Consider the following 19,209-nt stretch of genomic DNA (forward strand, 5'->3'; position numbering starts at 1 on the left):
ACGACGCGGTCGGCCCGTCCGGGCCGTCAGCCCTTCTCCGCGGCCTCTGGCGGCACGGGCAGGATCTGCCGCAGGTGCGGGTCCGGGTGGAAGTCCCTGCGCCATTCGCGGGGGTAGCCGACCGACGCCTCGACGTGGCGCACGCCGTCGTGCCAGGTGGTGCGCGGGATGTGCAGATGGCCGTAGACGACGGCCTCGGCCTCGTACTTCAGGTGCCAGTCGTCGGTGAGTTCGGTGCCGCACCACAGGGCGAACTCGGGGTAGCGCAGGATCCGGGTGGGTTCGCGGAGCAGCGGCCAGTGGTTGATCAGGATGGTGGGCAGGCCGGGGGTGCGTCCTGCCAGGCGCTTCTCGGTGAGGGCGACGCGGGCCCTGGACCAGTCGTCGCGGGTCTCGAAGGGGTCCGGGTGCAGGAAGTACTCGTCGGTGCAGACGACGCCCGCCTCGTGGGCGGCCTTGAGCGCCTCTTCCTTGGTGTGGGTGCCCTCGGGCCGGAAGGTGTAGTCGTACAGCAGGAAGAGCGGCGCCACCGTGACCGGTCCGCCGGCGCCGCGCCACACGGGGTAGGGGTCCTCGGGGGTGGCCGCCCCCAACGAGCGGCAGAGCGCGACCAGATGCTGGTAGCGCGCCTCGCCGCGCAGCTGGACCGGGTCGTCCTTGGGGGTCCACAGTTCGTGGTTGCCCGGTGCCCACACCACCTTGGCGAACCGCTCGGTGAGCGTGCGCAGGGCCCACTCGATGTCGGCCATGCGCTCGGCGACGTCACCGGCGACTATCAGCCAGTCCTCGTCGGTCTCCGGCCGCAGGGATTCCACGTAGTCCCTGTTGTCCTGGTACGCCACGTGCAGGTCACTGATCGCGAACAGCTTCGGAGTCTTGTCGGATGCCATCACTCCGTGAGGCTAACCGAGTTGATCCGGGACGCGGCGGCCGGTCCCCCGCCACGGCCCGGCCGCCGGCCGCCCCCGTCGTACGACTGTCGTGCCCCGCTCACCGCAGCTGCGCCACCCGCTTCTCCAGGGCCCGGTTCATGGCACGGAACTGCGGGAGCGTGTCGTCGTCGAGCCGCCCCGTCACGAAGGGCACGGCGACACCGGTGAAGCGCTCGCTCTGGGTGAACCGCGTGCAGGGTGGCGCGCATCGTGGCGCCCTTCTCCAGACGGCCGCCGTGCGAGGTCACCTCGGCATGGGTGATGAAGGGATTCCACCGCGGATACTCCGCGAAGTCGGTGAGCACGCCCCAGACTTCCCCGGGCGTCGCCCGCAGCCCCGCCCATGGTCGTGTCCCTCCCTCGGTGCGCCTCGCCGGTGGTTCCCGCCCGCCTCGCTCCCTCGCCCCTTCGCTCAGTGGTGCTCGCCGTCGCCCCGCTGGATCGCCAGGTACTCCTCGGCGGTGGCCTTCGGCACCTGCGCCTTGGGGCCGTACATGGCCCGTGCCAGGCGGGCGCGCAGCCGCTCGGAGCGGTGCACCTTGCGGGCCACGCCGTTGGCGTCGACCGCCGGACCCACCTCGTAGGGACGGGGCTGCTCATGGGCGGTCAGGGTGTACAACTCGGCCTGGGAGAGCGGCTCGTGGATCTCGATGTACTCGCCGTGCGGCAGCCGCTTGATGGTGCCGGTCTCGCGGCCGTGCAGCACCTTGTCCCGGTCCCTGCGCTGGAGGCCCAGACAGATCCGGTGCGTCACGAAGAACGCGAGGACGGGCAGGACGAAGAAGCCGACCCGTACGAACCAGGTGATGGCGTTGATGGAGAGGTGGAAGTGGGTCGCCCACAGGTCGTTGCCGCCGCCGACCATCAGGACGGCGAACACCGCGAGCCAGGCGACGCCGAGCCCGGTGCGTACGGGGGCGTTGCGCGGCCGGTCCGCGATGTGGTGCTCGCGTTTGTCGCCCTTGACCCAGGACTCGATGAAGGGATACACGCCGATCGCGAGCAGGATCAGCGGGAAGAGCGTGAAGGGGATGAAGACGCCCAGTTGGAGGGTGTGGCCCCAGGCGTTGATCTCCCAGCTGGGCATCACCCGGATCAGCCCCTCGGAGAAGCCGAGGTACCAGTCGGGTTGAGCGCCGGTGGAGACGAGGTCGGGCCGGTAGGGGCCGATCGCCCAGACCGGGTTGATGGAGGCGACCGCGCCCATGATCGCGAGCACCCCGAAGACGAGGAAGAAGAAGCCGCCCGCCTTGGCGATGTAGATGGGCAGGAACGGCGCCCCGACCACGTTCTTCTCGGTTCTGCCGGGCCCGGCGAACTGGGTGTGCTTGTGGTAGAAGACCAGGATCAGATGCGCGACGACCAGCCCGAGCATGATGCCGGGCAGCAGCAGGATGTGGATGGGATAGAGCCGCGCGATGATGTCGTCCCCCGGGAACTCCCCGCCGAACAGGAAGAACGAGAGGTACGTCCCGATCACGGGGATGGAGAGGATGGCGCCCTGCGCGAAGCGGATGCCGGTGCCGGAGAGCATGTCGTCGGGCAGCGAGTAGCCGGTGAGGCCGGTGATGATGCCGAGGAACAGCAGCGTCCAGCCGAACATCCAGTTGAGCTCGCGCGGCTTGCGGAAGGCGCCGGTGAAGAACACCCGCATCATGTGCACCAGCATCGCGGCGACGAAGACGACCGCGGCCCAGTGGTGGATCTGCCGGATGAGCAGCCCGCCGCGCACCTCCATGCTGATGTCGACGGTGGACTCGTAGGCCCGGGACACGAGCAGGCCCTTGAGCGGTACGTAGGGTCCGTCGTAGGTCACTTCGGCCATGCTCGGCTCGAAGAAGAGCGTCAGATACGTGCCGGTGAGGATGAGGATCAGGAAGCTGTAGAGGCAGATCTCCCCGAACATGAAGGACCAGTGGTCGGGAAAGATCTTCCGCATCTGGCTCTTGGCCAGGGTGTTGATGCCGAGCCGCCCGTCCGCCCAGTCGGCGAGCCGCTCCCCTCTGCCCGCCTTGCCCGGCCGTGCGGGTAGTCCACGTGCCCCGGTGCGCTCGATGCGTCCGCTCATGCGACTCCCTTTCAGGCGGGTACCAGCGTAGGTCGCATGTATGACGTATCCAACAGGTCCGGATGTGACAACTGGCCGGGCAGTGCGGCGAGTTCAGGTCATCGTGATCTTGCGGCCGTAGGTGAGGAGCAGCAGGTCCTGCGCGGAGCCGTGCAGGGGCGTGCCGGTGCCGTAGGACCAGTCGAGGTCGTCGGCCTGCAGGGCGCGGCCCGTGACGTCGGCGCCGAAGAACTTCAGGGTCTTGGGCGTGACCTGGTCCAGGAGGAGGCGGACGCGGTCGAGGGGGACCCGCCGCTCCAGGCCGAGCGCGACGGTGACGTCGAGCCCGTGCACCACGTCGTGGCCGAGCGCGTTCACATAGCCGCCGACCGGGGGCGTCCAGGGGTGGTGCGCGTTGTCCCTGAGCAGGGCGGCGAGTTCGGCGGTGGTGAACGTCGCGGCGTCCGCGCGGGCGCGGCGGTCGGTCATACGGTGCAGGCTGCCGCGCGCCTTGACGAGTTCGGTGAGGACGCCGGGCAGGGAGTAGCGGAAGCCCAGGGACATATGGGCCACGACCTCGCGCACGCGCCAGCCCGCGCAGAGCGACGGCGTGTCCCACTGATCGGCGCGCAGCCCGTCGAAGAGGTCGGCGAGTTCCCTGCGTTCGGCGGCGATCGCGGCCCTGACTTCGGTGTCGTCGTTACCCATGTCTCCAGGCTGATCAAGGTCCGGCGATAAGTCCAAGAGCCTGCTGTGCTGGCCACTAGCATCATCGGTTATGGAACTGAGGCAGTTGCGGTACTTCGTGGCCGTGGTGGAGGAGGCGAACTTCACCCGCGCCGCGGCCCGGCTGCATCTGGCGCAGCCCGGACTGAGCGCGCAGATACGGCAGTTGGAGCGGGAGCTGGGCCACCGTCTCCTCGACCGCTCGGGCCGCGCGGTGACGCCGACGGAGGTGGGCAGGGCGCTCCTGCCGTACGCGCGCGCCGCGCTCGCCGCCGTCGAGGGGGCGCGGCGCACGGCCGACGAGTTCACCGGGCTGCTGCGCGGTCAGGTCACGCTCGGTCTCGTGTCGGGCGCCGCCATCAGCGAGTTCGACGTGGTGTCGGTGCTCGCCGACTTCCACGACGCGCACCCCCAGGTCGAGATCTCCCTCACCGAGGACTCGTCGGAGCGGATGCTCGCCGCGCTGCGCGGGGGCGAGCTGGACATGGCGCTCCTCGGCGTCGGCGCGGACGAGGAGCCGTCCGGCATCTCCCTGCACGTCGTGATCGACGAGCCGCTGGTCGCCGTCATGGCGCCCGACGACCCGCTCCTGGAGCCCGCCGACCGTACGGAGGTGCCGCTCGCCGAGCTCGCGGAGCGCCCGCTGATCAGCCTGCCGCGCGGCACCGGGGTGCGCGGCGTCCTCGACCGGGCCTGTGCGCAGGCCGGGTTCAGGCCCCGGATCGCCTTCGAGGCGGCGGCTCCCGAGGTCCTCGTGCGGCTCGCGGTGCGCGGTCTCGGCGTGGCGGTGCTGCCCGGACTCTCCGACGCGGAGGCCGCGGCGTTCGGACTGCGGTCGCTGGAGATCACGGAGCCGAGGTCGCGCGGCCGGATCGCGCTGGCCCGGCGGACGGACGGCCCGGCGACCCCGGCGGCCCGCGCCCTGCTCGGCAGGCTGCGCGAGAGGCTCACCCCGGTGGCGTCAACCGGTGCAGCCTGAGGGCGAGTTGGAGCTCCAGGGTGCGGGCGGGGGTGTTCCAGTCGTCGCCGAGGATGCGCGCGACCCGCTCCAGACGCTGCACCACCGTGTTCACATGGACGTGCAGCGCGGTCTTGGCCCTGGTGAGGCTGCGGTCCTGGCCGAAGTACGCCTCCAGGGTGCGCACCAGTTCGGTGCCGCGTTCGGCGTCGTAGTCGATGAGGGGGCCGAGCGTCGCCCTGACGTAGCCGCCCAGGTCGGCCCGTTCGCCGATGAGCAGGCCGACGAAGCCGAGGTCGGCGAGGGCCGCGCCGTGGCCGGTGTGGCCGAGGGCGCGCAGCGCGGAGAGGCAGCGCAGGGCCTCGGTGTGCGTGGCGGGCAGCCCCGTGGGCCCCGTGGCGGGGCCCGCCGCGCCGACGGTGACGGGGGCGCCGGCGGCCTGGCCCAGTTCGGCGGCGAGCGGCACGGCCGCCGTGCCCGGACGCTCGGCGGGCGTCACGATCACCACGTCGTCGTGGTGCAGCCCGGCCAGGCCGCCGCGCGCGCGGGCCGAGCGGTGGGCGGCGGCGAGTAGTCGCTGCCGGGGCACGCTCTCGCTGTGCGCGACGAACACCGCGAGCGGACCCTCGATGCGTACGCCGAGTCTGCGGGCCCGGCCCGCGAACCCCGAGGGGTCGCCGGCGTCGGAGAGCAGATCGCCGAGGAGCTCGCCGCGCACGCGGTCCTCGGTCTCGGCCACGGAGCGGCGCAGCAGCAGGAGCAGCGCGGTGACGACGCTCGCGCGCTCGAAGAGGCGCCGGTCGGACTCGGCGAGTTCGGCCCGCCCCGTCAGGGCGATGCTGCCGAGGAGTTCGGGCCCCGCGAGCACCGCGCACACCCAGGTGCCGTCCTGCGGGACCGCGCGTCCGCTGGCCCGTGACGCGGCGACGGCCTGGGCGGGCGGGGGCAGCGGCCCGGTGCCGGTGCGGGCGAGTTCGACGCCGTCCGCGTCGTGGATGAGGGCGCCGCCGTCCAGCAGGGCGGCGATCCCGTCGGCCACGTCGTCCGCGCCGCCGCCGCGCAGCACGAGATCGGTGAGCTGGTCGTGGGCCTGTTCGGCGCGGCGCATGGCGGCGCTGTGCGCGCGGATGGTCTCCGTCGCGGCGTTGAGGTCGACGAGGGCGGCGCGGGTCTCCTCCAGCAGCCGGGCGCCGTCGATGGCGATGGCGGCGTGGTCGGCGAGCGAGGAGAGCAGCACGATCTCCTCCGTCGCGAACGCGCGGGCCGCGCGGTCGGCGGCGTACAGCACCCCGATGACGCGCGGGCCGAGCCGCAGCGGAACCCCGAGGATCGCCCGCAGCCCCTCCTGGCGGACGGCGCCGTCGATGGCGTCGGTGTGGTGGAAGCGGGGGTCCTGCTGGTAGTCACCGGTGACGTAGGGGCGGGCGGTCTGCGCGACGAGACCGCCGAGCCCCTCCCCCATGCCGAGCCGCAGCTGCTGGAACGCGGCGGCGACGCTGCCGTCGGTGACCCGCATGTACGTGTCGCCCGCGCTCTCGTCGTTCAGCGAGAGGTACGTGACGTCGGTGCCGAGCAGCAGTTTCGCGCGGCGCACGATGGCGCGGAGCACGGCGTCGGGGTCGCGCAGCGCCGCCAGGTCGCTCGCGGTGTCGAAGAGCGCGGTGAGTTCGGCCTCGCGGCGGCGGTGCGCGCCCAGCGTGCGGTGCACGCGCAGCGCCACGGCGGTGGCCTCGTCGAGCGCGGCGAGCTCACCGGCATCGGCGCCCGCCGCACGGGCGCGGGCCGCGGGCCCCGCGAACTCCTCGGCGGGCGCACCCCGGTCGAGCAGATCGAGCAGACCGCGCGGGCCCGCCGGGGGTTCGGCGCGGTCCGTGCCTGGGGTGGTGGGGAGCATGGGGCGATGGTCTCCCGGCGGGGTGGTGGTGGTCGATGGGTGGGTGGCGGTCGGTGTGGTGGTGCCGGTTCGACGGGTCGGCGCTGGTTCGATGGCGCGGTGCCGGTCGCTCAGGCGGTGCCGGTCTGTATGGCGGTCCCCGTCGCTGGGGCGGCGCCGGTCGCTGGGGCGGCGCCGGTCGCTGGGGCGGCGCCGGTCGATAGGCCGGTCCCGGACGGTGGGCCGGACCCACCCTGTGAGGCCGTCCCGGCCGGTGGGCCGGTCCCGGACAGTGGGCCGGTCCCGGACGGTGGGCCGGACCCAGCCTGTGTGGCCGTCCCGGCCGGTGGGCCGGACCCAGCCGGTGAGGCAGACCCAGCCGGTGGGCCGGACCCAGCCGGTGAGGCAGACCCAGCCGGTGGGCCGGACCCAGCCACTGAACTCCGTTCCGGTCAGCCGCCCAGCGACACGGAGCCCTGCCGCTCGGCCACTGGGCGAGCGCCGGCTCCTTCCGCCGCCTCGTCCCTGGACAGATCGCGGCCCCTGGTCTCCCTCGCGAACCGCACCGTCACCGCGGTGACGAGGGCCGCGCCGGACATGTACAGGGCCACGGGCAGCGCCGACTCGTAGTCCTTGAGCAGTTCCACGGCGATGATCGGCGCGAGCGCCCCGCCGATGATGGACGCGAGCTGGGAGCCCATCGAGGCGCCCGAGTAGCGCACCTTGGTGTCGAACAGCTCGGAGATGAACGCGGCCTGCGGCCCGTACATCGCGCCGTGGAAGAGCAGTCCGACGGTGACCGCGAGCGCGATGACGGGGAAGGAGCGGGTGTCCAGCAGCGCGAAGAAGGCGAAGGCCCAGCCGGCCATGCCGACCGCGCCGAAAAGCGTCACCGGGCGCCGCCCGATCCGGTCGGAGAGCGCGCCCCACAGCGGGATCGTGACGAAGTGGAACGCGGACCCGATGAGCACCGCGTTCAGGGCGTCGCTCTTGGGGAGTTCGAGGTGGACGGTGACGTAGACCAGGACGAAGGCGGTGAGGATGTAGTAGGAGATGTTCTCGCCGAAGCGGGTGCCGACCGCGGTGAGCACCTCGCGCCAGCTCTTGCGGAACACCTCGACGACCGGCGGCGGCTGCTCGGCCCCCGCGGCGGCGGCCGCGGCCGCCTCACGCTGCGCCGCCAGGAAGACCGGCGACTCCGTGACCGAGATGCGGATCCACAGGCCGATCATCACGAGCACCCCGGACAGCAGGAACGGCACGCGCCACCCCCAGGCGAGGAACGCCTCGTCGGACTGGACCGCGGCGAGCAGCGCGAGCACCCCGGTGGCGAGCAGGTTGCCGCCCGGCGCGCCCGCCTGCGGCCAGGAGGCCCAGAACCCGCGGCTCTTGTCACCGCCGTGCTCGGAGACGAGGAGTACGGCGCCGCCCCACTCCCCGCCGAGCGCGAAGCCCTGCACCAGCCGCAGGACGGTGAGCAGGACGGGCGCGCCGACGCCGATGCTCGCGTGGGTGGGGAGCAGCCCCATCGCGAAGGTGGCGCCGCCCATCATGAGCAGGCTGATGACCAGCAGTTTCTTGCGCCCCACCCGGTCACCGAAGTGCCCGAAGACGACACCCCCGAGCGGCCGGGCCGCGAAGCCCACGGCGTAGGTGAGGAAGGACAGGAGCGTGCCGACGAGGGGGTCGCTCGACGGGAAGAACAACGTGTTGAACACGAGCGCGGCGGCCGAGCCGTAGAGGAAGAAGTCGTACCACTCGATGGTGGTGCCGACGAGGCTGGCGGCGACGATCCTGACGATGGCGCGCGGCGGTCGAGCGGTGGCGGGCATGTGCACCACTTCCGGGATGGTGGTTGGGCGGGGACGACCCGATGTCGCCACACGGTAGGAAGCCGCAGGTCGACGTCACATGTGCCGGTGCACCACAGTTGCCGCCCCCGGCATGGTGACCGCGCCCATGCCGGTGACCCCGGTGCCGGAGTCGTGAGCGTTCAACTCTTTGTCCAAGTACGCGTAGTGGCATGCACCTGGCGCAACTTGTGACACGGCGTTATCACTTGATCCACATTCGTCTGACATCTTCATGATCAAGAGGGCCGCACGACCTGCGGCCCTGCCGTAGAGGGGAACGTGAACAAGTCACTCATGAGGACAACACCCAAGAGACCCAAGGGACTTCGTAGCGCCGGCATACCCGGCGCGGCCGGTGGCGTCGCCCTGCTCGGCGTCTCCGCGCTGCTCGCCCTGGCCGTGCCGGTCGCCCACGCCGCCGATCCCGGCCCGGACCCCGTGCCCGACCTGATACCCGGTCAGCGCACCGCGACGCCCGCCCTGGTGGACGGCATCGAGGAGCCCGCGGCGGACTCGGGCCCCGCGGCCGCCGCCGCGAAGAAGCACCTCGAAGAGAAGAAGAGCCGCTACCGCATCGCCGATCCCCGGCGTGATCTGACCGCGGGGAAGACGGTGCACGGGCGGACCGGTGACGCGGTGCGCTTCCAGCAGAAGCACAAGGGCATACCGGTGCTCGGCGGCCAGTACCTGGTGCGGCTCGCGGAGAAGGACGGGGACCGCGTCGTCACCGGCACCTCCGGCAAGTACTTCACCGGCCTCAGCGTCGGCTCGGACGCCGAGGTGTCGGAGCGTACGGCCGTCGAGCGCGCCACCGCCGCCGCCCGCGCCGGGCTCGCCGAGGGCGGTGCGGGCAGCTGGACCAAGCTGAGCCCCGCCGCGGCCAAGGCGAAGGGCCACGACGGGAAGAGCCGTCAGGGCGGGACCGGTCAGCTCACCGGGAAGTCGCACGGCCTGGTCGTCCTGCCCGAGGGCAAGGGCGTCCTGACGTACCACGTCACCGTGACCGGCCAGGACCCGGCGACCGGGGCGCCGGTCAAGCAGGAGATCTACGTCGACGCGAACGCCGGTTTCCCGGTGCTCAGTTACTCCGGCATCCAGGCCTTCGACGACGCCCCCGCCGGTCACCCCGGCACCGCGGGCTCGGGCGTGAAGCTGGACGGGGCCAAGGTCGGCCTCGACGTCACCAAGGACGCGAAGTCCGGGACGTACGGGCTGATCGACCAGCGTCGCCAGTGGGGCGGCAGCAAGAACCCGATCACCACGTACGACGCGCGGGACGTGGACGCCAACGACGCGTCGGGCAAGTGGCCCGCGGGCCTCAAGGACGTCACCTCGCCCACGCCCGAGTTCGGCAAGGACGCCACCGAGGCGGGCGCGGTCGACGCGCACTGGGCGGCCGGGCAGGTCTACGACTACTACAAGGCCAAGCACGGCAGGGACAGCCTCGACGGCAAGGGCATGGCCATCAACTCCCTGGTGGGCGTGACGGATCAGGGCCAGCCCTTCGTCAACGCCTTCTGGGACGGCCAGAAGATGGTCTACGGGGGCGGCGACGAGGAGAACAAGGTCTTCTCCGCCGACCTGGACGTGGTCGGCCACGAGATGACCCACGGCGTCGTCGAGCACACCGCGGGCCTCGTCTACACCGGCCAGTCCGGCGCCCTGAACGAGGCCGTCGCCGACTACTTCGGCAACGCCATCGACGTCACCGCCACCGGCAACGAGCACTCCCCCGAAGCCTCCCTGATCGGCGAGAACCTCTGCCGCACCCAGGGGCCGAAGGAGTGCGCGATGCGCGACCTCAACGACGGCCGCACCACCGCCAAGGACTTCCTCGGCGTCACCTACGCCACCGACAGCGGCGGCGTGCACCTCAACTCCACCATCTTCTCGGGGGCGTTGTGGGACATCCGTGAGGACCTCGGCGGCAAGCGGGCCGACCGGATCGTCTACAAGGCGCTCACCGAGTACCTCACCCCGCTCGACGGCTTCACCGAGGCCCGCAACGCGGTGGTCGCCGCCGCCAAGGACCTCGGCGTCAAGGGCGCGGACCTGCGCGCGGTCACCCGGGCCTTCGACGCGCACGGCATCGTCAAGGGCTGGGAGAAGGCCATCGGCGCCGACTCCGACAAGCTCCTCGGCGACCTGAACACCAAGTCGACCGGCGCGGGCGCGGGCGGCGGCTGGTGGGCCACGTCCAAGTCCGACGAGGAGGGCGGCGAGCCGTACTCCGTCTACGCGGGCCGCACGGACGGCAAGGGCACGCCGAAGCTGCTCAGCCCCAACGACGGCCGCTTCCACGTCTACCCGGACACCGACGGCAAGACGGTGGCCTGGGCCGCGTACGGCGCCGACGGCGTGGACGTGCTCACGCGTCCGCTCAAGGGCGGTCCGGTCAAGAAGCTCTGGTCGGCGGGGACGACGGTCGGCAACGTCAAGGTCTCCGGTGACACCGTCGCCTGGCAGGAGTCCAGCCCCTTCGGCCAGCAGCGCGTGGCCTACATCAAGCCCGGCGAGCGCGAGCCGCACTTCGTCGACGAGGGACGCTACGACGTCCTGACGGCGCTGCCCACGCTGAGCGGAGCCAAGCTCGGGTACGCCAAGGTCTACACCGACAAGGACGGCGTCCAGCAGGTCTCGACCGAGATCACCGACGTGCGCACCGGCAAGCGGAAGCTGGTCCCCGCCAAGGAGAGCCGCCTCGGCATCTCCACCCCGGCGATCAACGGCACGTACCTGTACTGGCTGGTCGACGACATCGCCGACGACAACCGGCAGGGCCTGCGCCGCGCGAAGCTGGACGGCTCGGGACTGACCGACGTCATCCCCGAGGACAGCGACGACGCCTACTTCTGGGGCGTGGACGCCTCCGACAGCGCGCTGACGCTCACCCAGTGGAAGCCCGAGCGCGGCTGGAGCAACAGCAACCTCACCAAGCTCGTCCAGACGGACCTGGACGGCAAGGGGCTCGGCCGGGTCTCCTGCAACCGCGGTGAGCAGAGCTTCGGCGCTGCCGACACCGGCAGGCGCGTGGTGTGGATCGACGGCACGACGGGCCACACCGACCTGGTCACCCGGGCCCGTCCCGCGGGCACCTGCTAGTCACCCGACGTGCGTTCAGGGCCTCGGCAGCACGCACATGCTGTCGAGGCCCAGCACGTGGTTGAGCCGCCCGAACGCGAGCCAGGAGCCGATGCACATGGACAGCTCCACGATCTCGGCCTGGCTGTAGCGGGCGGTCATCCGCTTCCAGAACTCCTCGTCGAGACCGTGGTGGTCCAGGGTGTACCGCTCGGCGTACTCCGCGGCGAGCCGGGTGCGCTCGTCGAAGGCGCCGGTGGTGCGCCACTCGGTCACCGCGTCGGCGAACTCCTCCTCGACCTTCTCGCCGTCGCGTTCGGTGCGCCAGTCCAGGCAGAAGGCACACCCGTTGAGCTGCGCGACCCGCAGCCGCGCCGCCTCGAACTCGCGCAGTCCGAGCGTGGTGTGCTCGTACACCGCGAGCGAGAAGTTCGACGCGGCGATGCCGATGCCGGGCACCATCTCGCCCCACACGTAGCCGATCGGCTCCTTGCCGTCGGGAATGTCGATGTTCATGGCTGTTTCCTTCCGAGTCGGCCGGCCGCGGGGCGCAGCGGGACGTCGAGCGCGTCGTAGAGGCCGGGGTCGGCGGCCACGAGCCAGTCGATGGCGTTGACGAGCCGCCCCGCCGCGGTGGCGTTGCCGCCCGCCGAGCGGTTCTCGCCCTCGTCGGTGGCCTCCACCGTGACCTCGATGCGCGGGCGGCCCTCGACGATCACGCGGTGCGCGCCGTCGCCGCCGTCGGGCGGCACGGGCCAGTCGGGGGCACAGGAGGGATGGATGCGGGTGATGTGCTCGATGACGATGCGGGGTTCGCCCTCGACGACGCCCTGCACCTCGAACCGCACGGCGCCCTGGGTGCCCGCGGCGAACTCCCCCATCGTCCTGGTCCGTACGGCGGCGTCCAGGGGGCGGCGCTCCAGCGTCTCGCGGATCTCGTCGAGCTCCACGCCGAGCGCCCTGGCCATCAGCCGGATCTGCCCGCCCCACACCATGGTCGGGATGCTCGGGGCGAGCATCAACGGTTCGTACTCCATGGGGTGGCCCATGCCGATCAGATGGCGGACCGAGTCCTCCTGGTCGTACGTGGAGTAGTCGAAGATCTCCTGGCAGCGGATGGCGTCGACGGTGGAGCCGAGACCGCTGACCAGCAGCGGCAGCACGTCGTTGCCCCAGCCGGGGTCCACGCCCGAGACGAACAGCGAGCCGCCGCCGGACGCGATCGCGGCGAGCACCGGGTCCCTGAACTCGGCCGGTGCGCCCCGGTGTTCGTAGAGCGGATACAGCGCGGGCGTCACCACCACGGCCCCGGCCCCGACCGCCCTGACGACATCGGCGAGCGCCTCGTCGGGCCGGATGTCACCGGACGCCGCGTACACCACCGCGCCCGGTCCCGCCGCGAGCACCGCTTCGACGTCATCGGTCGCCGCGACGCCCAAGTGCCGCGCGAGCCCGCCAAGGTCGGCCGCGTCGCGGCCGACCTTGGCGGGGCTGTGCACGAGCACCGCCGCGAGCGAGAGCTCCGGATGTGCCTCGACGGCACGGATGGCCGCACGGCCGACGTTGCCCGTTCCCCACACCACCGTGGAAATCATGCGCGGAGGGTAGCGGGGGGATCTTTGGGTTGACAGAGGCAGTACGCGAGCAAAAGGACGGACCGCCCGCGAGGCCGGGACCTGGCCAACTCGTGGACGGATACGTACCGTTCGACCACTCTCCGAAGTCCTGCCCCGCCGGTACGCTGAAGTCATGCTCCTGGGGCGCTCCGCGGAATGCGCACGTCTTCTTGCCCTCATCGACAAGGCACGCGGGGGCGAGAGCGGCGCGCTGGTCATCCGCGGTGAGGCGGGCATCGGCAAGACCAGCCTCGTGTCGTACGTCGCCGACACCGCGGACGATCTGCTGCGCATCGGCACCCGCGGCGTCGAGGTCGAGTCGGACCTGCCCTATGTGGGCCTCGCCGATCTGCTCCGGCCCGTCCTGCACTTCCTCGACCGCATACCGGAGCGGCAGGTCGCAGCGCTCACCGGCGCCCTCGCCCTGGGGCCCGCCGAGGCGCAGGACCGGTTCGCGGTGGCCGCGGGCACCCTGAGCCTGCTCGGCGCGCTCGCCGACGAGGGCCCCGTCCTGGTCACCGTCGACGACGCGCACTGGCTCGACCCGTACTCGCTTGACGCGCTCGCCTTCGCCACCCGCAGGCTCGGCCGCGAAGGCGTCGTCGTCCTGTTCACCACCCGCGACGCCCCGGAGGAACCGGCGTCGCGGCTCGCCTCCATCGACACGCTGACGCTCGGCGGCCTCGATCCCGATTCGGCGCACCGGCTGATCGCCGAGGAGGGCACCGCCGAGCTGACCGAGCGTGAGACGGCCCGGCTGCTCGCCGAGGCGCGGGGCAACCCCCTCGCGCTCATCGAACTGCCCGCGCTGCTCGCGGGGAGCGACGCCGGGGGCGACGAGGAGGGCTCGGGGGCGCCGCTGCCCATCGGCGAGATGCTCGCCCACACCTTCGGCAGCGCGGTCGCCCGGCTGCCGTCCGAGGCGCAGGACGCGATGCTGCTCCTCGCCGTGCTCGGCACCCGGCCGCTCGCGGGCACCGAGGCGGCGCTGCGGGCGCACGGGCTCAGCTACGAGTCGCTCGAAGCGGCGGAGGCGGCGGGCCTGGTCGTCGAGGAGCGCGACGGGTACGCCTTCCGGCACCCGCTGGTCCGCTCCGCCGTCTACCACGGGGCGACGCCGGTGCGCAGACGGCGGGCCCACCACGCCATCGCCCGCTCCCTCCAGGGCGCCACCGCGCCCGCTCTGGAGCAGTACGCCTGGCATCTGGCCGCCTCGGGCGCAGGGCCGGACGAACACGTCGCATCGCTCCTGGAGAACGCGGCGTCCGGCGCCCCCGAGACCCTCACGTACCCCTTGGCGTCCCGGCTCTACGAGCGGGCCGCGCGGTTCACCCCCGCGGGGCAGCGCAAGGCGGAGCGGCTCCTGGACGCCGCGCGGGCCTCGCAGGCCGCGGGGTCCCTCAACGAGGCGGCGGCGATCCTGGACCGCGCCCTGGAACACGCCGAGCAGCTCGGCACCCGGCTCGACATCCGCCAGCTGCGCTGCTATCTGGATGTGCAGCGCGGCCAGCCCACCCGCTCGCGCGAGTTGCTCAAGTCGGCGGTCGACGAGGCCGAGAAGGTCGACCCGGCGCTCGCCGCGGTCATGCTCGGCGGCATCGCGCTGACCGAACTCGCCGTCGGCGACCTCACCGCGGCTGGGCACTCGTCGGCGGCCGCGATGGAGATGGCGGGCTCGTCCCAGGAGGCGATGCTGCCCGTGCGGCTGCTGCACACCCTGGTGCTGCTGCTCGGCGGTGACGCGGACGCGGGCCGGGTGCTCCTGCGCGAGCTGGCCGAGCCGCTCGCCTCACCTGATCCCGCGTTCCCCTATCCGCTCTCCGGGGTGGGCGGCCTGTGCCATCTGGCGGCCGAGGAACTCGACGAGGCACACGGCCTGTTGGACCGCGCCGCGTACACGGCGCGCGGTTCGAGCGCGGTGGGGCTGCTCTCCCATCTGCTGTGCACGCTGGCCGTGGTGGAGTTCTGGCGGGGCCGCTGGACGCCGTCGCTCGCCCACGCCGACGAGGCGGTGCGGCTCGCCGAGGCGACCGGGCGGCTCATCGAGGTGCCGCGCGGGCTCGCCGCGCTCGCCAGGACCGAGGCGGCGCTCAACCGCGAGGAGGACTGCCGCCGGCACGCCGCGCAGGCCGAGGAGTGGGCGCTCTCCACCGAGCTGCCGATGGACGCGGCACGGGCCCGCGGCGCACTCGGCCTGCTCGAACTGGGCCTCGGCCGCTTCGAGGAGGCCGTGCACTGCCTGGAGGACGTGCGCGCGTTCTCGCAGCGGCACGGGCGCGGCGACGGCCTCTATCTGACCTGGGCGGCCGACCTGGCCGACGCGTACGTCCATCTGCACATGACCGCGGAGGCCCGCGATGTCCTCGCCGTCCTGGAGTACGAGGCGGGCCGCGGCCACCGCCCGGTGACCGCGGGCGCCGCGGCGCGCTGCCGCGGGCTGCTCGAACCGAACGACCCCGAGGCCGCGTCGCGGCACATGGGACGTTCGCTCGCGTTGCTCTCCGAGCGGCCGGTGCCCTTCGAGCGGGGCAGGACGGAGTTCGCGTGGGGCGAGCAGCTGCGCAGGCAGGGCAGGCGCAGCGAGGCCAGGCGGCTCCTGGAGCGGGCGCTCGCCACCTTCGAGCGGCTCGGCGCGACGGGCTGGGCGGCGCGGGTGGCCGCCGAACTGCACGCGGCGGGCGGCACCGAAGTGCGGCCCGAGCGCGCCCCGTTGGAGCGGCTGACCCCGCAGGAGCTCCAGGTGGCGCTCGTGGTGGGCCGGGGGCTGACCAATCACGAGGTCGCCGAGCGGCTGTTCCTCAGCGTGAAGACCGTCGAGTTCCACCTGAGCAACATCTACCGCAAGCTGGACGGGGTGCACCGCAGGGCACAGCTCGTACGGCTGCTCGCCCAGGCATCGGAGGTCCCGGCCTAGCTCTTGCCGACCCGCCCGGATGCCGGGGTAGGGATCGGGGCCGAGGTCGGTTCACGACGCCTTCCGTCCGCCGGGGATCAGCTCCAACGGCCGCCCGTGCAAACGCACTTGGGCCTCGGCCTCGTCCAGTCGCCCGGCGCACTCCGCGGGGGTGTCGCCCGTGCACAAGACGTACGCGTACCGCTGGAGGCGGTCGTGCGGCGGCAGGCACAGTGCGGCGCCAGGGTCGGCAAGTGCGCTGGCCCGTAGCAGTCCTGACGCCTCGTCGGGCGCGGGCACGGTGACGCGGTCGACTCGGCAGTGCCCCGGCGGATAGAGGAAGCGGATGCCCGCGGTGCGCGCGTGGGCGGGTGTGAGGTCGGGCGGGGTGCGCAGGGCGACGTCCAGGGCGACGAGGCCGGGGTCGATGCCGGTGGCGAGCCCGCCCAGGTACGGCACGAGGTCGCCGCCGAGGCCGCCGTTCACCGCGATGACCACGAACCCCCGGGGGGTCAGCCGGAGTTCGGTGTGCGTGACCGCGTCGGTGATCCGGAGCGCGCGGTGCGTCCTGGCCAGCACCCAGCGCAACGTGGGGTCGTCCAGGAGCGGATCGCGCGCGTCGACCACGTGCCCGGTCTCCTCGAAGTACGGGGAGAGGCCGGCTTCCTTGCGGGCCACGAACATCGGCGCGTAGGCACCGTCGTGGACGGCGCCGTCGACGCTGATCCCGGGCCCTTCCACGTACTCCTCCACGAGGATGCCCACGCGGTGCGTCGGGGCGCTCGGACAGGGCGCCGACCGCGCGTCGGCGAAGAGGTCCGCGAGGTCGGCCGCCGAGCGGACCAGGGCGGCGCCCCGGCTCGCGCCGAGAGCGCTGAGAACGCCGGGAACACGGGGCTCGACCACCACGGGATAACCGATCCATTCCGCCGCCGCTGCCGCCTCCGCGAGGTCGGCGACCAGGGCGAACTTCGGCTGCGGCAGGCTCGCGTCGCGCAGCAGCGCGCGGGTGCGGTGCTTGTCGCGGCAGTTGCGCACGGCGGTCACGGAGGGCCCCGGCAGGCCGAGCGCCTCGGCGGCCTGCGCGGCGGGCAGGATCAGCGCCTCGTCGTAGCAGAGGACGCCGCGCACCTTCCTGCGCTCCGCGACCGAACGGGCCGCCGATATCAGCGCGTTGACGTCACCGGGGTCCATCTGGGTGGCGCCCGTGAGGTGGGGCGACTGCCAGGTGGGGGCCGCCGCGTCGAGCAGCCAGAGATCGGCCCGCAGCGCGCCCGAGCGCAGCAGGTACGCCTGGTACTCCTGGGTGCCGCTGCCGACCACCAGAACCGTTCCTTCGACGGGGTTCACCGGCCCTCCTCAGGGTCGCTGTCACGACGGGGCGGCGCCGCGCACGCGGGCGCGGGCAACCGCTGTTTACGGGCGGGGCCGGGCAGGGCCCCACGGTCGGGGCGGCTCAGCGGGGCAGCGCGGTGCCGAGTCCCCGGTGGCGGGCGACGCGGAAGACCCGGTGGGCCAGCGCGATGTCCTCGACGGCGAGACCGAAGGGGTTGACCACGATCACCTCGTCGTCGCCGGTGCGTCCCGGGCGCGCACCGGTGAGCACGTCGCCGAGCGTCGCGGCCTCGTCCTGCCGCACGCGGCCCTCGCGCAGCAGCTTGCCGAGCAGGCGGTACGGGTCCTCGCGGATCAGGTCCCAGTCGTCGACGTAGAGCCGGTCGGCGCCGGTCAGCGCCGACTCGGTCAGATCGTCCAGCGAGACGTTGACCACGAGCGCGCCGGGGGCCAGCCAGGAGCGCTCGACGTAACCGCGCCGCGTGCTGGTGCAGGCGATCAGCACATCGGCGCCGTGCGCGGCCGTGTGCGCGTCGACGGCGGCGGTGACCTTCACCTCGTACGCGCCGAGGGCGGCTCCCGTGTCCCGCTCGAACTGCGCGACCCGGCCCGGCACCGAGTCGTACACGCGGATCTCCTCGATCCCCGGCAGCCCGCGGGCCAGCATCAGCGCGTGCTCGCGAGCGATGACCCCCGCGCCGAAGAGGGCCGCGGTGCGGGCGCCGGGACGGACCAGGTGGCGAGCGGCGAGCACGGAGACCGCCGCGGTGCGCAGGGCGCTGATGTGGGCGCCCTCCATGACGCACAGCGGGCGCGCGGTCCTCGGCTCGAAGAGCACGGTGAGCCCGCTGGCGCGCGGCAGGCCGTGGGCCACGTTGGCCGGATTGGCGTTGATGATCTTCGTGCCCGCGACGGTGACCTCCCCGTCCACCAGGCCCGCCATGGTGATGCCGCGGGCCTCGCCACCGCCCGGCGGCGTCCAGCCGAGGTGGGTCTCGGGCGGCAGCACGGTCCGCCCCTCGGCGTGCGCGACGAGCGTCTCGTGCATGCAGGCCAGCGGGTCGATCTCCGCGCAGGCCGCGCGCACTTCGGCGCCGGAGAGATAGGTCAGGGTGTCGGATTCGGGCAGCGGAACGCTGTGGTCGTCGTGAGCGGACATGCTGGTCGGATCCCCCGTTGTGGTGCGCGCCGCGCGAGGACGGCGCCGTGGTGTGGCGTACGTGTGACGAGTGGTGTGACGGTCGGCGCCGGTCAGGCCGTCCGGCGCGCGTTCAGGAGGGCTCGGCCGCGTCGAGGACGAGCCCCGCCGCGTCGGCGGTGGGTACGTGCCTGACCTGGTCGTGGTCGCGGGGGCGGGCGAAGTCGCAGGGGCGGCACGCGCCGGTCGCGGTCGGCCCGCGCGAGTACCGGGCGACCCCAATGAGAGTGCTGCCCATGGAGGCGCCCACGAAGACGGCGCCGGGCCGGACACCGCGGGGCTCGGCGACGACAGGGCAGTCGCCGCTCCGGCGCACAGGAGCGAGGGCGGCGCCGAGGCTCCCCGAGGCGGATGCGCCCACCGGACGTACAGGACCGAGCACCCCCCAGTCCTCCAGACCGGCCACGAGCGTGTAGGCGGTCCGGTCCTTGACCGAGCCGCCGGGGTCGAACTGCGCGCGTTTCAGGCCCACTTCACGCCATCGTCCGGCCACCCGCAGCCGTACGGCGATCAGCGCAGCGCACCCACTCCTCGACGCGTCCCGGGCCTGAGCGGGGGTGCCTTCGGGCACCCCCGTCCCCCGCCCCAGCGACGGTCGTTCCCCCGTTACCGGGCGGCCCGTCCGTGCGTACACCCCCGTAGTACGTCCGGTCACCGGTGTTCTTCTCCCCCATTACTCGGTGTTTCCAGGCCCGCC

13 protein-coding genes and 1 pseudogene are annotated in these 19,209 nt (G+C 72.8%); 3 read left to right on the forward strand and 11 right to left on the reverse strand.

Annotated elements, in window-relative coordinates:
- Positions 1–26 precede the first annotated feature (26 nt).
- From ACIO9J_RS12200 to ACIO9J_RS12215, 4 genes and pseudogenes are all read right to left on the reverse strand, one after another.
- Positions 27–890, reverse strand: a complete 864-nt coding sequence (locus ACIO9J_RS12200; RefSeq protein WP_401996624.1) for a metallophosphoesterase family protein — start codon at positions 888–890, stop codon at positions 27–29.
- Positions 891–1,147: 257 nt separating this feature from the next.
- A pseudogene (locus ACIO9J_RS12205) lies at positions 1,148–1,348 on the reverse strand (SRPBCC family protein); the annotation flags it as partial.
- Positions 1,345–3,000, reverse strand: a complete 1,656-nt coding sequence (locus ACIO9J_RS12210) for a cytochrome bc complex cytochrome b subunit (protein ID WP_401996626.1) — start codon at positions 2,998–3,000, stop codon at positions 1,345–1,347. The gene ACIO9J_RS12210 and the pseudogene ACIO9J_RS12205, both read right to left, overlap by 4 nt.
- A 93-nt stretch (positions 3,001–3,093) precedes the next feature.
- Complete coding sequence (locus ACIO9J_RS12215; protein WP_401996629.1) at positions 3,094–3,687, reverse strand: maleylpyruvate isomerase family mycothiol-dependent enzyme; 594 nt, start codon at positions 3,685–3,687, stop codon at positions 3,094–3,096.
- Between the two features lie 70 nt (positions 3,688–3,757).
- On the opposite strand from ACIO9J_RS12215, the gene ACIO9J_RS12220 reads away from it, so the two are divergent.
- Positions 3,758–4,684, forward strand: coding sequence for a LysR family transcriptional regulator (locus ACIO9J_RS12220; RefSeq protein ID WP_401996632.1), 927 nt, complete (start codon positions 3,758–3,760; stop codon positions 4,682–4,684).
- Here the strand turns inward: ACIO9J_RS12220 and ACIO9J_RS12225 are convergent.
- Positions 4,653–6,557 (reverse strand): helix-turn-helix domain-containing protein, encoded by a 1,905-nt coding sequence (locus ACIO9J_RS12225; protein WP_401996635.1) that lies wholly within the window; start codon positions 6,555–6,557, stop codon positions 4,653–4,655. The genes ACIO9J_RS12220 and ACIO9J_RS12225 overlap by 32 nt on opposite strands.
- A 431-nt stretch (positions 6,558–6,988) precedes the next feature.
- Complete coding sequence (locus ACIO9J_RS12230; RefSeq protein ID WP_401996638.1) at positions 6,989–8,368, reverse strand: MFS transporter; 1,380 nt, start codon at positions 8,366–8,368, stop codon at positions 6,989–6,991.
- Positions 8,369–8,683: 315 nt separating this feature from the next.
- Between ACIO9J_RS12230 and ACIO9J_RS12235 the strand changes: the two genes are divergently transcribed.
- Positions 8,684–11,491, forward strand: coding sequence for a M4 family metallopeptidase (locus ACIO9J_RS12235; RefSeq protein WP_401996641.1), 2,808 nt, complete (start codon positions 8,684–8,686; stop codon positions 11,489–11,491).
- A 15-nt stretch (positions 11,492–11,506) separates the two neighbouring features.
- Here ACIO9J_RS12235 and ACIO9J_RS12240 read toward each other — a convergent pair whose 3' ends face one another.
- On the reverse strand, positions 11,507–11,986 hold the full coding sequence (locus ACIO9J_RS12240; protein WP_401996644.1) for a carboxymuconolactone decarboxylase family protein: 480 nt from the start codon (positions 11,984–11,986) through the stop codon (positions 11,507–11,509).
- Positions 11,983–13,065, reverse strand: a complete 1,083-nt coding sequence (locus ACIO9J_RS12245; RefSeq protein ID WP_401996646.1) for a dihydrodipicolinate reductase — start codon at positions 13,063–13,065, stop codon at positions 11,983–11,985. The genes ACIO9J_RS12240 and ACIO9J_RS12245 overlap by 4 nt, the downstream gene beginning before the upstream one ends.
- A gap of 154 nt (positions 13,066–13,219) precedes the next feature.
- Here ACIO9J_RS12245 and ACIO9J_RS12250 point away from each other — a divergent pair, with 154 nt between their 5' ends.
- On the forward strand, positions 13,220–16,000 hold the full coding sequence (locus tag ACIO9J_RS12250) for an AAA family ATPase (protein WP_401996649.1): 2,781 nt from the start codon (positions 13,220–13,222) through the stop codon (positions 15,998–16,000).
- A 51-nt stretch (positions 16,001–16,051) separates the two neighbouring features.
- Here ACIO9J_RS12250 and ACIO9J_RS12255 read toward each other — a convergent pair whose 3' ends face one another.
- The 3 genes from ACIO9J_RS12255 to ACIO9J_RS12265 all read right to left on the reverse strand — a co-directional run bounded on the left by ACIO9J_RS12255 (position 16,052) and on the right by ACIO9J_RS12265 (position 18,984).
- Positions 16,052–17,329, reverse strand: a complete 1,278-nt coding sequence (locus tag ACIO9J_RS12255; protein WP_401996652.1) for an ATP-grasp domain-containing protein — start codon at positions 17,327–17,329, stop codon at positions 16,052–16,054.
- Positions 17,330–17,435: 106 nt separating this feature from the next.
- The gene (locus ACIO9J_RS12260; protein WP_401996653.1) at positions 17,436–18,473 is read right to left on the reverse strand and encodes an ornithine cyclodeaminase family protein; all 1,038 of its coding nucleotides are present in this window, start codon (positions 18,471–18,473) and stop codon (positions 17,436–17,438) included.
- 112 nt (positions 18,474–18,585) lie between these two features.
- A complete protein-coding gene (locus ACIO9J_RS12265) occupies positions 18,586–18,984 on the reverse strand; it encodes a hypothetical protein (RefSeq protein WP_401996656.1) in 399 nt (132 codons plus the stop codon).
- Between the last annotated feature and the right edge of the window lie 225 nt (positions 18,985–19,209).

Source organism: Streptomyces sp. NPDC087300, from assembly GCF_044744425.1.
Taxonomy (GTDB): domain Bacteria; phylum Actinomycetota; class Actinomycetes; order Streptomycetales; family Streptomycetaceae; genus Streptomyces.

What these genes read in the sequence shown, in the direction of transcription:
- ACIO9J_RS12200 (WP_401996624.1), bottom strand. Translation starts at nt 890, where the DNA reads ATGGCATCCGACAAGACTCCGAAGCTGTTCGCGATCAGTGACCTGCAC.
- ACIO9J_RS12210 (WP_401996626.1), bottom strand. Translation starts at nt 3,000, where the DNA reads ATGAGCGGACGCATCGAGCGCACCGGGGCACGTGGACTACCCGCACGG.
- ACIO9J_RS12215 (WP_401996629.1), bottom strand. Translation starts at nt 3,687, where the DNA reads ATGGGTAACGACGACACCGAAGTCAGGGCCGCGATCGCCGCCGAACGC.
- ACIO9J_RS12220 (WP_401996632.1), top strand. Translation starts at nt 3,758, where the DNA reads ATGGAACTGAGGCAGTTGCGGTACTTCGTGGCCGTGGTGGAGGAGGCG.
- ACIO9J_RS12225 (WP_401996635.1), bottom strand. Translation starts at nt 6,557, where the DNA reads ATGCTCCCCACCACCCCAGGCACGGACCGCGCCGAACCCCCGGCGGGC.
- ACIO9J_RS12230 (WP_401996638.1), bottom strand. Translation starts at nt 8,368, where the DNA reads ATGCCCGCCACCGCTCGACCGCCGCGCGCCATCGTCAGGATCGTCGCC.
- ACIO9J_RS12235 (WP_401996641.1), top strand. Translation starts at nt 8,684, where the DNA reads ATGAGGACAACACCCAAGAGACCCAAGGGACTTCGTAGCGCCGGCATA.
- ACIO9J_RS12240 (WP_401996644.1), bottom strand. Translation starts at nt 11,986, where the DNA reads ATGAACATCGACATTCCCGACGGCAAGGAGCCGATCGGCTACGTGTGG.
- ACIO9J_RS12245 (WP_401996646.1), bottom strand. Translation starts at nt 13,065, where the DNA reads ATGATTTCCACGGTGGTGTGGGGAACGGGCAACGTCGGCCGTGCGGCC.
- ACIO9J_RS12250 (WP_401996649.1), top strand. Translation starts at nt 13,220, where the DNA reads ATGCTCCTGGGGCGCTCCGCGGAATGCGCACGTCTTCTTGCCCTCATC.
- ACIO9J_RS12260 (WP_401996653.1), bottom strand. Translation starts at nt 18,473, where the DNA reads ATGTCCGCTCACGACGACCACAGCGTTCCGCTGCCCGAATCCGACACC.